Annotated in this window: 17 protein-coding genes; 8 read left to right on the plus strand and 9 right to left on the minus strand. The window is 67.2% G+C overall.

What is annotated here, in order from left to right:
• Positions 1 to 4 precede the first annotated feature (4 nt).
• From ACO07K_RS14985 to ACO07K_RS14995, 3 genes are read left to right on the plus strand one after another with little or no spacing between them, the layout of a single operon-like run.
• Positions 5 to 370 carry a glyoxalase superfamily protein gene (locus ACO07K_RS14985; protein ID WP_422029108.1) on the plus strand — a complete coding sequence of 122 codons (366 nt, stop codon included), beginning with the start codon at positions 5 to 7 and terminating at the stop codon, positions 368 to 370.
• Between the two features lie 50 nt (positions 371 to 420).
• Entirely contained in the window at positions 421 to 1,569 is a 1,149-nt protein-coding gene (locus ACO07K_RS14990) for a mandelate racemase/muconate lactonizing enzyme family protein (protein ID WP_422029110.1), read from the plus strand.
• A gap of 13 nt (positions 1,570 to 1,582) precedes the next feature.
• Positions 1,583 to 3,214 carry a long-chain-fatty-acid--CoA ligase gene (locus ACO07K_RS14995; protein ID WP_298314870.1) on the plus strand — a complete coding sequence of 544 codons (1,632 nt, stop codon included), beginning with the start codon at positions 1,583 to 1,585 and terminating at the stop codon, positions 3,212 to 3,214.
• Here ACO07K_RS14995 and ACO07K_RS15000 read toward each other — a convergent pair.
• Genes ACO07K_RS15000 through ACO07K_RS15015 form a run of 4 tightly spaced genes read right to left on the minus strand, consistent with a single transcriptional unit; the run spans position 3,193 to position 5,507 of the window.
• Positions 3,193 to 3,879: a cation transporter gene (locus tag ACO07K_RS15000; RefSeq protein ID WP_422029112.1), complete on the minus strand. Its 687-nt coding sequence runs from the start codon at positions 3,877 to 3,879 to the stop codon at positions 3,193 to 3,195. The genes ACO07K_RS14995 and ACO07K_RS15000 overlap by 22 nt on opposite strands.
• 1 nt (position 3,880) lies before the next feature.
• A complete protein-coding gene (locus tag ACO07K_RS15005; protein ID WP_298314864.1) occupies positions 3,881 to 4,189 on the minus strand; it encodes an ArsR/SmtB family transcription factor in 309 nt (102 codons plus the stop codon).
• A 57-nt stretch (positions 4,190 to 4,246) separates the two neighbouring features.
• Positions 4,247 to 5,122 (minus strand): DMT family transporter, encoded by an 876-nt coding sequence (locus tag ACO07K_RS15010; protein ID WP_422029114.1) that lies wholly within the window; start codon positions 5,120 to 5,122, stop codon positions 4,247 to 4,249.
• Entirely contained in the window at positions 5,103 to 5,507 is a 405-nt protein-coding gene (locus tag ACO07K_RS15015) for a RidA family protein (protein ID WP_422029116.1), read from the minus strand. Before ACO07K_RS15015 ends, ACO07K_RS15010 begins: the two co-directional genes overlap by 20 nt.
• A gap of 84 nt (positions 5,508 to 5,591) precedes the next feature.
• Here ACO07K_RS15015 and ACO07K_RS15020 point away from each other — a divergent pair, with 84 nt between their 5' ends.
• Positions 5,592 to 6,317 (plus strand): helix-turn-helix transcriptional regulator, encoded by a 726-nt coding sequence (locus ACO07K_RS15020; protein ID WP_422029118.1) that lies wholly within the window; start codon positions 5,592 to 5,594, stop codon positions 6,315 to 6,317.
• On the opposite strand, the gene ACO07K_RS15025 is transcribed toward ACO07K_RS15020, so the two are convergent.
• The 3 genes from ACO07K_RS15025 to ACO07K_RS15035 are packed head-to-tail and all read right to left on the minus strand — an operon-like array spanning position 6,314 to position 7,403.
• Positions 6,314 to 6,844, minus strand: a complete 531-nt coding sequence (locus ACO07K_RS15025) for a chromate transporter (RefSeq protein ID WP_422029120.1) — start codon at positions 6,842 to 6,844, stop codon at positions 6,314 to 6,316. The two genes, ACO07K_RS15020 and ACO07K_RS15025, sit on opposite strands and share 4 nt — an antisense overlap.
• Positions 6,841 to 7,059, minus strand: a complete 219-nt coding sequence (locus ACO07K_RS15030) for a hypothetical protein (RefSeq protein ID WP_422029122.1) — start codon at positions 7,057 to 7,059, stop codon at positions 6,841 to 6,843. The genes ACO07K_RS15025 and ACO07K_RS15030 overlap by 4 nt, the downstream gene beginning before the upstream one ends.
• Positions 7,044 to 7,403, minus strand: a complete 360-nt coding sequence (locus ACO07K_RS15035; protein ID WP_422029124.1) for a chromate transporter — start codon at positions 7,401 to 7,403, stop codon at positions 7,044 to 7,046. The genes ACO07K_RS15030 and ACO07K_RS15035 overlap by 16 nt, the downstream gene beginning before the upstream one ends.
• A gap of 73 nt (positions 7,404 to 7,476) precedes the next feature.
• Between ACO07K_RS15035 and ACO07K_RS15040 the strand changes: the two genes are divergently transcribed.
• Positions 7,477 to 8,367: a TauD/TfdA dioxygenase family protein gene (locus ACO07K_RS15040; protein WP_422029126.1), complete on the plus strand. Its 891-nt coding sequence runs from the start codon at positions 7,477 to 7,479 to the stop codon at positions 8,365 to 8,367.
• A gap of 3 nt (positions 8,368 to 8,370) precedes the next feature.
• Positions 8,371 to 9,108, plus strand: a complete 738-nt coding sequence (locus tag ACO07K_RS15045) for an MBL fold metallo-hydrolase (RefSeq protein ID WP_422029128.1) — start codon at positions 8,371 to 8,373, stop codon at positions 9,106 to 9,108.
• Here the strand turns inward: ACO07K_RS15045 and ACO07K_RS15050 are convergent.
• Both ACO07K_RS15050 and ACO07K_RS15055 read right to left on the minus strand, forming a co-directional pair.
• On the minus strand, positions 9,105 to 9,671 hold the full coding sequence (locus ACO07K_RS15050; RefSeq protein ID WP_422029130.1) for a dihydrofolate reductase family protein: 567 nt from the start codon (positions 9,669 to 9,671) through the stop codon (positions 9,105 to 9,107). The two genes, ACO07K_RS15045 and ACO07K_RS15050, sit on opposite strands and share 4 nt — an antisense overlap.
• A gap of 126 nt (positions 9,672 to 9,797) precedes the next feature.
• Positions 9,798 to 10,385: a fasciclin domain-containing protein gene (locus ACO07K_RS15055; RefSeq protein ID WP_422029132.1), complete on the minus strand. Its 588-nt coding sequence runs from the start codon at positions 10,383 to 10,385 to the stop codon at positions 9,798 to 9,800.
• A gap of 203 nt (positions 10,386 to 10,588) precedes the next feature.
• On the opposite strand from ACO07K_RS15055, the gene ACO07K_RS15060 reads away from it, so the two are divergent.
• Both ACO07K_RS15060 and ACO07K_RS15065 read left to right on the plus strand, forming a co-directional pair.
• On the plus strand, positions 10,589 to 11,677 hold the full coding sequence (locus ACO07K_RS15060; protein ID WP_422029134.1) for a mandelate racemase/muconate lactonizing enzyme family protein: 1,089 nt from the start codon (positions 10,589 to 10,591) through the stop codon (positions 11,675 to 11,677).
• 44 nt (positions 11,678 to 11,721) lie between these two features.
• Complete coding sequence (locus tag ACO07K_RS15065; RefSeq protein ID WP_422029136.1) at positions 11,722 to 13,107, plus strand: amidase; 1,386 nt, start codon at positions 11,722 to 11,724, stop codon at positions 13,105 to 13,107.
• Positions 13,108 to 13,193 lie beyond the last annotated feature (86 nt).

Genomic DNA, 13,193 nt, shown 5'->3' on the forward strand with positions numbered 1-13,193 from the left:
TGCGATGAAGCTTGGGCCCGCCATTCCGATCCTGCGCATCTTCGACGTCGGCAAAGCCAGGGAATTCTACGTCGACTTCCTGGGCTTCACCTGGGACTGGGAGCATCGCTTCGACGACAATGCGCCGGTCTACGCCCAGATTTCCCGTGCCGGCGTCGTGCTCCATCTCACCGAGCATCACGGTGATGGCGCGCCGGGTTCGGCGATGATGATCCAAACCAAGGGCATCGCCGACCTGCACCGCGAACTGAACGAAAAGAACTATCGTTATGCGCGGCCGGGTCTCGAGGACCAACCCTGGGGTGCGCGCACCGTCACGGTGACCGACCCGTTCGCCAACAAGCTTACCTTCAGCGAGTCGAACGACTAGACTTCCCGCATCACCGGCGAAAAGCCGGGACTCGGGAGGAACATGAGACAATGAGTGGGGCGACCCTCGCCCGCGTCGAAGCCCACGTCTTCCGCACCCCGATCGCGGAGCCGGTCCGCACCTCCTTCGGCACCATGACCGAACGCACTGCGGTGTTTGTCAGGGTCGAGGATTCCGACGGCGCCCGTGGCTGGGGCGAGATCTGGTGCAACTTCCCCAACGCCGCCGCCGAACATCGCGCGCTGCTGTTCGCCGACATCGTGGCGCCGCGGGCGCTGGGCAAAGCGCTCGACGATCCGGTCGGCCTGTGGGGCGAGATCGACCGCGCGCTGCATGTGCTGAGAGTCCAAAGCGGCGATGCCGGCGCGCTCTCCGCTGCGGCGGCCGGCCTCGACCTCGCGATCCACGACCTGCGGGCGCGCAAGCGCGGCCTGCCGCTGTGGCGCGCGCTGGGCGGCACAAATGACGCGCCCGTCCCCGCCTATGCGTCGGGTCTCAACCCCGGCCGCGCCGCCTACGACACGGTGGGCCGCATGCGCGCCGCCGGTTATCGCGCCTTCAAGATCAAGGTCGGTTTCGGCGAGGAGACCGACCTCGGCTCGCTGCGCCCGGTCGCGGCCGAGTTGCAGAATGGCGAGCGGCTGATGGTCGACGCCAACCAGGGCTGGGACCTGCGCACCGCCTGCGCGATGGCGCCGAAGCTCGCCGAGTTCGACCTGGGCTGGATCGAGGAGCCCCTGATGGCCGATCGCCCCCTCTCCGAATGGACCCAGGTTGCCGCAGTCGCGCCGACCCGCCTGGCCGTGGGAGAGAACCTGCGGGGCGCCGGCCCCTTCCAGGAAGCCATCGACAGCGGCCTGTTCGGTGTGATTCAGCCCGATGCCGCCAAGTGGGGCGGCCAGTCCGGCTGCCTGCCGGTCGCCCGCGCCGCGCTCGCCGCCGGCCGCACCTTCTGCCCGCATTTCCTGGGCGGCGGCATCGGCCTCCTCCACTCGCTGCACCTGCTGGCCGCGGTGCGCGGCCCCGGCCTGCTCGAGGTCGATGCCAACCCGAATCCTCTACGCGAAGGGGTCCTGCAGGGTGTTTTTTCGGTCCGTGACGGCAGCGTCAGCCTTCCCGGCGGGCAAGGACTCGGTCTAGAACCAGATATCAAGCCGCTCCTAACCCTAAGAAGCCTTCATATCGAGCGGCGCGCGTAAGAGAGGAAACGCCATGCTGGGTTTGATGCAAGACCGTCCGCTGCTGATCTCGCAGATCATCGACTATGCAGCCGCCGCCTATCCCGACGTCGAGATCGTGACGCGAACCGTCGAGGGGCCGATCCACCGCTACGGCTACAAGGACGCGCACAAGCGCGCCAAACAGCTCGCCGAAGCGCTGCAGGGGCTCGGCATCAAGCTGGGCGACCGGGTCGGCACCATTGCCTGGAACACCTACCGGCATTTCGAGCTCTATTTCGGCATCTCCGGCATCGGCGCCGTGCTGCACACGCTGAACCCGCGCCTGGCGCCCGAGCATGTGGCCTATATCGCCAACCATGCCGAGGACCAGATCCTCTTCGTCGACCTGAACCTGATGCCGATCGTCGAGGGCGTGTGGGACCAGCTCAAGACCGTGAAGCATGTCGTGGTCATGACCGACCGCGCCCACATGCCGACCTCGACCAAGATCCCGAATCTGCTCTGCTACGAGGAGCTGATCGCCGACAAGCCCGGCACGCTCACCTGGCCGGAGTTCGACGAGAAGACGGCCTCGTCGCTTTGCTACACGTCGGGCACCACGGGCAATCCGAAGGGCGTGCTCTACTCGCACCGCTCGACGATGATCCACTCGATGATGATGTGCTCGGGCCCCGTGCTGGCGCTCGATCCCGACACCACCATCCTTCCCGTCGTGCCGATGTTCCACGCCAATGCCTGGGGCCTCGTCTATGCCGGCCCCTTCTGCGGCACCAAACTGGTGTTCCCGGGCTTCAAGCTCGACGGCGCCAGCATCTACGAACTGCTCGACAAGGAGCAGGTGACCTTGTCGGCCGGCGTGCCGACCGTGTGGCTGGCCCTGCTCGACTACTGCCAGCAGAACAAGCTGAAGATGTCGTCGGTCAAGCGCACCCTGATCGGCGGCTCGGCCGTGCCCTACGCCATGATCGAGCGCTTCTGGAAGGAGCATGGTGTCGAGGTCGCCCAGGGCTGGGGCATGACCGAGATGAGCCCGCTCGGCACGCTCACCCGGTTCAACAGGGGCGAGCGCGACCTGCCCGACGCCGAGCGCTTCGCCATCACCGCCAAGCAGGGTCGCCCGGTGTTCGGCTGCGAGATGAAGATCATCGACGATGCCGGCAACGACCTGCCGCTGGACGGCAGCGTCTCGGGCAACATGGTCGTGCGCGGTCCGTGGATCGTGAAGGGTTATATGAAGGGCGACGGCAGGAGCCAGTTCCTCGAGAACGACTGGTTCCACACCGGCGACGTCTGCAAGATCGAGAGTGACGGCTCGGTCGTCATCACCGACCGCTCGAAGGACGTGATCAAGTCGGGCGGCGAGTGGATCAGTTCGATCGACCTCGAGAATGCCGCCATGGGCTGCCCCGGCGTAGCCGAAGCCGCGGTGATCGGCGTCGCTCATCCCAAGTGGGACGAGCGCCCCCTGCTCATCGTCGTCCGTCGTCCCGACGCCTCGGTCGAGAAAGCCGACGTTCTGAAATTCCTCGACGGCAAGATCGCCAAGTGGTGGATGCCCGACGACGTGCAGTTCATCGACGCCATCCCGCACGGCGCCACCGGCAAGATCCTCAAGACGGCGCTGCGCAAGCAGTTCGAGAGCTACACGCTCCCGACTGCGTGAGCCTTGGTCTCGGGTGGGGCCTCCCGGGACTGACGCAGCTCTGCAATCGCATGGCGCGTCACCTGGAAGGCGCCGACCAGGGCGAGGCCGGACATGATCGCGGCGACGACATAGTCCGGCCAGCCACTGCCCGAGCCGAACACGCCCGCGGCGGCGGCCAGAACGGCCACATTGCCGATCGCGTCGTTGCGCGTGCAGATCCACACCGAGCGCATGTTGCTGTCGCCTTCGCGCCAGCGATAGAGCAGCAACGCCACGCCGAAGTTGGCGGCCAGCGCCAGGGCGCCGACCACGCCCATCACCGGTGCCGCCGGCACGGTGCCGGCCAGTGCGTGATTGATCGTGGTGATGGCGATCCACAGGCCGAAGGCGCCCATGCTGGCGGCCTTCACCAGTGAGGCGCGGGCGCGCCACTGGATCGCCATGCCCAGTACGAACAGGCTGATGCCGTAGTTGCCCGCGTCGCCCAGGAAGTCGAGCGAGTCGGCCAGCAGCGAGACCGACTGCGCCGCAACGCCCGCACTGATTTCGATTGCGAACATCGCGAGGTTCACCGCCAGCGCGATCCACAGGATGCGGCGGTAGGCGGGCGAGGCCGCTGCGGCGGCGCCGTGGTCATGACTGTGCCCCGGACCGTGCGAATGAGAGTGGCAGCTCGCGCTCATGTCAGTGCTCCGCGATGTGATTGACCATGTCCTCGACCATGCGGCGGACATGGAGGTCGTCGGCCTCGTAGTAGACCTGCTTGCCCTGACGGTCGGCGCGCACCAGGCGCGCGCCCTTCAGCAGGCGCAGGTGATGGCTGACCAGCGACACCGAGAGGCCGAGCCGCTCGGCGATGTCCGACACCGCCAGTGGCGTGCGCAGGCAGGAGACCACGATCTTCAGCCGCGTCGGATCGCCCAGCAGCCGGAACAGGTCGGCCAGCGCCACGGCGTGGTCGTCGGACAGGAGGGTTTTCTTTGCTTTTGACATTTGAATAACTGTTCAAATGTAAGAAGCGCCTCCCCTGCCGTCAACCCCGCGAAATCGTTACGTTATTGCCTCCTGTGGACGGCGGATCGAGATGTCGCAAACCACCGCTGCGATGACGATCGCGCCACCGGCGAGGGTCGTCCAGCCGGGCGTCTCGGTGAAGGCCAGCCAGACCCAGAGCGTGCCGAGCGGTGTCTGCAGCACGCCGATCAGGGCGCCGCGCGTCGCCGAGACCAGCGGTGTGCCCAAGGCCAGCAGCAACAGGCCGAGGCCGAACTGGCTGATGCCGAACAGCGCGAGCAGCAGCAGCTCCTGCCCGCTCACCGACAGCGGCCGGGCGAACGGCAGCACGATCAGCGCGCAGAGAAAGGCCGAGAGCCCGACCGCCGGCAGCATGCTGATCCCCGGCTTGCGCCGGATCAGCACCAGCACGAGCGACATCAGCACCGCCATGCCGAAGGCCAGCAGGTTGCCCGCCACGCGTCCACCCGATGCCGCTGCCCCCATCATCACCGCCACGCCGACGACGGCAGCCAGCGTGGCCCCCAGTGTGACCCAATCCTCGCGCTCTCCGATCACCAGCCAGGCGATGCCTGCCGTCAGGAAGGGGATCGTCGCATCGATCACCAGGACGTCGGCCACCGTCGAGAGCCGCAACGCGTTCAGGAAGCACACGGTCGCCAGCGCCGAGCTCAGCGCGATCACGACACCGTCACGGCCGATGGCGCGGACCGCTCGCCCGGCACGCCCCTGTTCCCGCCACAGCAACATGCCTGTCAGGAACAGCCCGCCGAAGACGCCGCGCCAGAAGAGCATCGTCCAGGCGTCGAGATCGATCAGCCGCGTGTAGAAGCCGGCGCTCGAATAGGCGACGGCCGACGCCGCGAGCAGCGCCGTGCCGACGAAAGCTTGCCTAGTTCGCGAGGGCGACACAGTCGATCTCGAGATCGAAGGGACCGAACCAGCCTGCCGTGCACACGAACACGCGCGCGGGTTTGTGGTCTCCGAAATACTCGGCATAGACCGCGTTGATGGTCGAGAAGTAGGCCGGGTTCGAGCAGTAGACGTTGCACTTGACGACGCGCTGCAGCGCCGAGCCCGCCGCTTCCAGGCACGACCTCAGATGATCGAGCACCCGCCGCGCCTGCGCGTCGATCGGCAGGATGTCGTAGCCGCCGGTCTCGGGATTGACCGGCGGCAGGCCGGAGACATAGACCCAGTCGCCGGCCCGCACGACCGGCGAGGTCGGCACGGTGTTGCGCTGGGCGAACTCAGACAGCGCCGGCACATGCGGCATCGTCATTTCAATTCTCGGCATCGGTCTCTCCGGTGTTTGGCAATGCCGACACCATAGGGAGGGCTTGCTGACAGCGTTGTGTCAGTAGAGAAAGAGGCCCATAAAATGGGCCTCATGCGCCGCTCCGACCGCCTGTTCGACATCATCCAGCGCCTGCGGACGGCCACGGGCCCGGTCACGGCAGCAGCCCTGGCGGGCGAACTCGAGGTGACACCGCGCACCGTCTATCGCGACATCGCGACCCTGCAGGCGCGCCGCGTGCCGATCGATGGTGCGGCCGGGATTGGCTACGTGCTGCGCAAGAGCTTCGACCTGCCGCCGCTCATGTTCACGGCCGACGAGGTCGAGGCCATTGCCATCGGCGCACGCCTCGTCCGGCGCCTGCGCGACGCCAAGCTGCAGGAAGCGGCCGACAGCGTCTTCTCCAAGGTGACGGTGGTGCTCCCCGAGACGCTACGCCGCCAGCTCACCGCGACGCCGATCTATGTCTCGCCCGGCGACACGGTCGAACCGCACGGTGTCGATCTCGCCGACGTGCGCGCCGCGATCCGCGACAGCCGCAAGCTCCACATCGCCTACGCCGACGAGAAGGGCCGGCGCACCCACCGCACCATCTGGCCGATCGCCATGGCCTACTATGTCGACGTCACCCTGGTCGGCGCCTGGTGCGAACTGCGCAACGGCTACCGCAATTTCCGCGTCGAACGCATTCAGTCCTCGACGGTCCTCGACGAGCACTTCGACCAGGACAATGGCCGCCTGTTCCGCGAATGGTCGGAACTGCCGAAGGCGCGGCCGGCCGAGAGAGCACCGGAGCCCCATCCGCATTAGGAGAAATGCAGCGCCGCCACGTTGACGATCGCGCCGCTCCCCAGCGCCCACAGGGGATTGCGCCGTGTCGTGTAGACGAAGACGGCGGTGGCGAGACTGATCAGGACGGTGACGACGTCGTGGTCGACGGTGCGCATCATCGAGAGGCCCGAGGCCAGCATCATGCCGAGCGCGACGGGTATCAACGCGTCGCGCAGGAGCCCGACGGCCGGATGATGCGACCAGCGCGTGAGCACGCGGCCGGCGAAGTAGGCCAGCGCGCTGGACGGGATCAGGAGGGCGAGCGTCGCCACCAGCAGGCCCGACAGGCCCGCGACCTGCCAGCCGATCAGGCTGACGAAGATCACGTTCGGACCGGGCGAGGCATTGGCGATGGCGAAGGCGGTCGCGAAGGCCTGGTCGGTCATCCAGCCATGGATGTCGACGACCTGACGGTGGATCTCGGGCAGCAGCGCGTTCACGCCGCCGATCGAGAGCAGCGACAGCAGCGCGAAAGTCCGGGCCAGCTCGGCCAGTACGCCGGTCACTTGCGGCGCTCCCACCAGGTCGCAGCGATGGCGGTCGGCACCAGCACGAGCACCACGGGCACCAGCGGCCAACGCAACAGGCCGATCGCCGCGAAGCCCGCCGCGCCAATGGCATAGGAGAGCGGCGTCGGCCGGATGTTGCGGATCATCTTGAGCGCCGTGCCCAGAACGAGGCCGGCAGAGGCCGCCGCCGCCCCGATCAACGCGGCCCCCACCTCGGGATCGCGGCTACACGATCATAAACGACAGCCAGCGCGGTCACGATGACCAGGGGCATCGCCATCTGGCCCAGCAGGCAGAGCAGGACGCCGACGATCCCCTGGTTGCGGTCGCCGATGATGACGGCGGCGTTGATCGTGTTCGGTCCCGGCAGGACCTGGCCGATGCCCAGGATCTCGGCGAACTCGCGATCGCTGAGCCAGCGCCGCTCCTCGACGATGATATGGCGGGCCCACGGCGCCACGCCGCCGAAGCCCAGCAGGCCGATCTTGAGGAAGCCGAAGAACAGTTCCGCCTTGCTTATGTTGCGGCGCGGCGTAGCCGAAGGGTCATGCTGCATTGCGGGCCAGGATAGCAAAATTCAGTCCATGCGCCTCGCCGGCCGTGCCTGAGCGCGCTAGCCTCTTCCCACCATGAGCAAAGACATTCGCCCGATCGATCCGCAGAACCGCCCGTTCTTCGCCGGCGAGGTGTCAGGCATCGACCTCACGCATCGCCTCAGCGACGAGGAAGTTGCTTTCATCCACGAAGGCATGAACCGGTACGCCGTGCTGGTGTTTCGCGACCAGAAGCTCGACGACGAGAGTCAGCTCGCCTTCAGCCGCCAGCTGGGTCCGCTCGAACAGGCGACGGGAGACATCATGCCGCCGGAGGAACGGCGCATGAGCATGGACCTCAACGACATCTCGAACCTCGATCGCAACGGCAATGTGCTGGCGCGCGACGACCGCCGCCGCCTGTTCAGCCTGGGCAACCAGCTCTGGCATTCCGACAGCTCGTTCAAGGATGTGCCGGCGCTCTATTCGCTCCTCTCGGCCCGCACCATCCCGTCGGCCGGCGGCAACACCGAGTTTGCCGACATGCGCGCGGCCTACGATGCGCTCGACGAGGCGACCAAGCGCGAGATCCAGGACCTGATCTGCCTGCACAGCCAGATCTATTCGCGCGGCATGCTGGGCTTCGAGGAGTTCACCGAGGCCGAGCGCGCGAAGTGGGCACCGGTGCGCCAGCGCCTGGTGCGCCGCCATCCGGGCTCCGGCCGCCTGTCGCTCTATCTCGCCAGTCATGCCGGCGGCATCGAGGGCTGGCCGATGCCCGAGGCACGCGCCTTCCTGCGCGACCTCACCGAGCATGCCACCCAGCGCCCGTTCGTCTATGCCCATGTCTGGCGCCCGTTCGATCTGGTGATGTGGGACAACCGGGCCACGATGCACCGCGCCCGCCGCTTCGATTCGACCGAAGTGCGCGACATGCGTCGCACCACACTCACCAACATCGTCTCCAGCCTGGAGCAGGCCCCCTAGAAGATGCGTCTGCAGTTCCTCGGATCCGGCGATGCCTTCGGCAGCGGCGGGCGGTTCAACACCTGCTTCCATGTCGAGCGCGCCCGGCACGGCAACCTGCTGGTGGATTGCGGCGCCTCATCCATGGTCGCCATCCGCAAGTGGGAGGTCGAGCCCAATGCGATCTCGACCGTGCTGGTGAGTCACCTGCACGGCGACCACTTCGCCGGCCTGCCCTTCTTCCTGCTCGATGCGCAGCTGGTCAGCCGGCGCACCGCCCCGCTCCTGCTGGCCGGACCTCCCGGCTTTCGCGACCGGCTGATGACTCTGATGGAGACGATGTTCGCGGGTTCGACCCAGGTCCAGCGCAAGTTCGAACTGGAGATCCGTGAACTCGAACTTCACGAGCGGATCGAGATGAACGGCCTCGCCGTCACGCCCTACCTCATGAAGCACTATAGCGGCGCGCCCTCCTACGCCCTGCGGATCGAGACCGAGGACAAGGTGCTCGCCTATTCGGGCGACACCGAATGGGTCGAGGAACTGATCCCGGCCGCCCGCGACGCCGACCTCTTCATCTGCGAGGCCTATTTCTTCGACAAGGTGATGAAGTACCACATCGACTACAAGACCCTGGTCGATCACCTGCCCCGGATCGGCGCCCGGCGCACCATCGTCACCCACATGAGCGCCGAGCTTTTAGGCCGCGGTTCGGAGATCGCGCTCGAAGCCGCGCATGACGGGCTGGTGGTCGAGTTCTAGCCCTTGGGCACCCACGCCTCGAGCCGCGTGTTGGTCGCGGGGTCGAGCATGCGGGTGTCGCGCAGGACCATACCGTGCTTGGCCAGCACTTCCTCCGGCGTTGCGGTGTTGCCGACGCCCGGAAAGACCGGCCGACCGCGGGGTACGCTCGCATCGGTTCTGGTCAGGAAGAAGACGTCGTAGCCGATGTTGAGAAACAGGCCGAACACGTCGGTGCCGCCGACCACGGCCAAAGTTCCGTCCGCGAGATTGAGCTTCATCCACGCCTCCTCGAACGGCGCCGAGGCGGGGTTCCAGAGGATCGCGTTGGGATTGTCGGGATCGGGCACCACGCGCTCGACCCGGCGGGTGAGCACGATGCGCCGGCGTGCCGCTTCCTTCGGCCCGCCTTCGGCGGAGTGTCGGCCGTTGGCGACCGCGGCCGCCCGGTCGACCGAGTCCTGATAGAATTTCTGATCGGCCGGAATCTTGAGGTTCTCGGGGAATGACCCATCCGACGCGGCGATCATGCCTTCGCTGGAAATGATCGCGAACCCCTCGATGCGCGGTCGGCTGCTGGTCATGGACTGCCCCTGAAAACACCTGATGCGCCGGACAACGAGCGCTCCGGCCAATGGATGCGGGCCACCCTAGCGCAAACGGAAGCGGCGGGGAAAAGACCCCGCCGCTCCGCATCGAAGGAAGGGAGATCAGCCCTTCGGCAGGAGAACCGTGTCGATCACGTGGATGACGCCGTTCGACTGCTTCACGTCGGCGATCGTCACCGTCGCGACGTTGCCGTTCTCGTCGGTGAGCGTGATCTTGTCGCCCATCATCTTCGCCTGCAGGACGCAGCCGCCGACCGTCTTGACCGGATGCGTGCCCTTGTCGTCCGCGATCATCTTGGCGATCGCCGGCGACATCGCATTGGCCGCCACGACATGGCAGGTCAGGATCTTCGTCAGCTTGGCCTTGTTCTCGGGCTTGACGAGCATCTCGACCGTGCCCGGCGGCAGCTTCGCGAAGGCCGCGTTCGTCGGCGCGAACACGGTGAACGGGCCTGTACCCTGCAGCGTCTCGACGAGGCCGGCGGCCTTCACCGCGGCCACGAGGGTCGTATGGTCCTTCGAGTTCGCCGCATTCTCGACGATGTTCTTGTTCGCATACATCGGGGCGCCGCCGACCATGGGATTTGCCGGGGTCGAGGCGGCCGCCGGCGCGGTCGTCTGGGCAAAGGCCGGCGCGACGGCGACCAGGGACAGGGCGGCGGCTGCGATAAGCGTGTGACGCTTGAGCATGATTTCTCTCCAGTCGGATTGGGGTACATCGAGCAGTGAGGCCGACGCCGGCGCGCTCGCCGTCGGCCCGACAGGGCGGCATCTCTTGCAGCCTTGTCGTTGTGTGGTACGCCCGTATTCCAAAGCCGGTTCATCGCGTCCCTCACACACTATCGTGACGGAACCGATGTCGACTGTGGTGATCCAACGGGAGAGAGACAGGCATGCGCGTCACCGATCTCAGGACAATCCTCGTCGAGGTGCCGCTCGACCGCCCCACCCGCAACTCGAGCGGCGTGAGCAACGACCGCATTGGCGCCGTCTTGATCTTCGTCGACACCGATATCGGCGTCACCGGCGAGAGTTTCCTGTTCACCCTGGGCGGACGGCGCATCGAAGTGCTGCGCGCGATGGTCGACAGCCTGAAGCCCGCGCTGCTTGGCGAAGACATCCGCTACGCCGAGCGATTCTGGGAGAGGATGTGGCGCGAACTCTATTTCCTCGGCCACAAGGGCGTGACGATCTTCGGACTCGCCGGCGTCGACACCGCGCTCTGGGACGCCAAGGGCAAGGTTCTGGGCCAGTCGGTCACCCATATTCTGGGGGCTGCACGCGATCGTATCCCCGTCTATTCCAGTGCCGGCCTCTGGCTGTCGGCCACGCCCGACGAGCTGGCGACGGAAGCCGCCGGCTATGTCGCCGAAGGGTTCAGCGGCGTGAAGATGCGGGTCGGCAAGGCGCATGTCGAAGAAGACGTCGAGAGGGTCGCGGCCGTGCGCAAGGCGATCGGCCCTCGCGTGTCGCTGATGTGCGATGCCAGCCGCGGCTTCACCGCCGATCACGCGATCCGGCTCGGCCGCCGGCTCGAGGAGTTCGACCTCACCTGGTTCGAGGAGCCGGTCGCGCCCTACGACCATCGCGGCTCGGCCCGGGTCGCGGCGGCGCTCGACACGCCGATCGCCAGCGGCGAGACCGAGGCGACGCGCTACGGGTTCCGCGAGATGCTGGCGCATGGCGCGGCCGACATCTGGATGGCCGACCTCGCCCGCGTCGGCGGCGTCAGCGAATTCGTGAAGGTGGCGCATCTCGCGGCGGCGCACGACATCGCCATCTCCAACCATCTCTTCACGCAGCAGAGCATCGGCCTGCTCGGCGCTTTCGCCAACGCGACCTGGCTGGAATACATGCCCTGGACCTCGAAGCTCTACCGCGAGCCCATCGCGGTCGAGGACGGCCATATCGCCGTCCCGGACCGTCCCGGCCTCGGCTTCACCTTCGATCCCGACGCGATCGAGCGCTATCGGGTCCGCTGATCCATCGTGTTAGGGTTGGTCCTTCAACAAGGGACCGACCGACGATGACCGCGTACAGTAGTTTCAAGCCGCTTACCTTCCACGACGCCACCAAGCGCTTCGCCGACGGCAGCGATTCGCCCCGCGCCTATCTCGAGCGCTGCCTCGAGACGGTGGCGGCCCGCGAGCCGGTGGTGAAGGCCTTCACCGCCATCAACGAAGCGGGCGCCCGCGAGGCGGCCGACGCCAGCACCGCGCGCTGGAAGGCCGGCAAGCCGCTCTCGTCGATCGACGGCATGCCGCTCGCCATCAAGGACCTGCTCGAGACGAAGGACATGCCCACGCAGATGGGCTGCGAGGCTTTCAAGGGCAACTTCCCCAAGCGCGACAATGCCGCCGTCTGGGCGCTGCGACAGGCCGGCGCCGTGATCCTCGCCAAGGCGGTGACGGCCGAGCTCGGCGGCTCGCATCCCGGCGCCACGACCAACCCGTTCGATGCGACGCGCACGCCGGGCGGCTCCTCCTCCGGTTCGGCCGCCGCGGTGGGCGCCAACATGGTGCCGGCCGCCATCGGCACCCAGGTCGGCGGCTCGATCATCCGCCCCGCCGCCTATTGCGGGAATTTCGCGCTGAAGCCGACGCAGGGCGGCATCAACCGCGGCGAGCGCCAGGCCACCAGCCAGAGCACGCACGGGCCGCACGCCAATTCGCTGCAGGACATGTGGCAGGTCGCGATCGAGATCGCCCGGCGCGTCGGCGGCGATCGCGGCGAGGTCGGCCTGATGGGCCCCTCGACCCTGCCCGCCGCCGTGAAGCCCAACCGCCTCGTCGTGCTGGAGACCGAGGGCTGGGTGGAGCTGGACGACGCGACCAAGGCCGCCTTCGACGGCGTGCTGAGGCAGCTGCGCGACGCGGGCGTCGAGCTGGTCTTCCGCAAGGACCATCCCTGGGTCGAGGCACTGGAGAAGTCGATCGCCAACGGCCGGGCCGTCTGCGGCGGCGTCACGGGCTGGGAGAACCGCTGGGGCCAGCGCGGCATCGTCGACAACAATCCCGCCGGCGTGAGCGAGCGCAGCAAGGCGACGCTGGCCAAGGCCGAGGCGATGTCACTCGACGACTATCGCATGGCGCTTCTGGCGCGCGAGACCGCCCAGCGCCTGCACGCGACCCTGGCGCCGCTCGCCGATGCGGCAATCACGCTCGCCTGCCCCGGCCCCGCGCCACTGTGGTCGGGCGACGTGCCGGGCCAGCCGCTGGCACCGCGCCCGACCGGCGACTTCGTGTTCAATGCGCCCAGCTCGATGCTGTTCGCGCCCGTGGTCACGGTGCCGCTGATGAGCGTCGGCGGCATGCCGGTCGGCCTGCAGCTCATGGGCCAGAAGCACGAGGACGCCCGCATGACCGGCCTCGCGCGCTGGTTCGACGAGACGCTGAAGCGCGTCTCGGTCTGAGGGCCCTCGTTTTTCACCTCCCCCGTTTGACGGGCTATCGCATTCACACATCTTAGTTGCGCGGTGTGAGGCGATTGGATTCTCTG

This window comes from Reyranella sp. (genome assembly GCF_965228225.1).
GTDB lineage: Bacteria > Pseudomonadota > Alphaproteobacteria > Reyranellales > Reyranellaceae > Reyranella.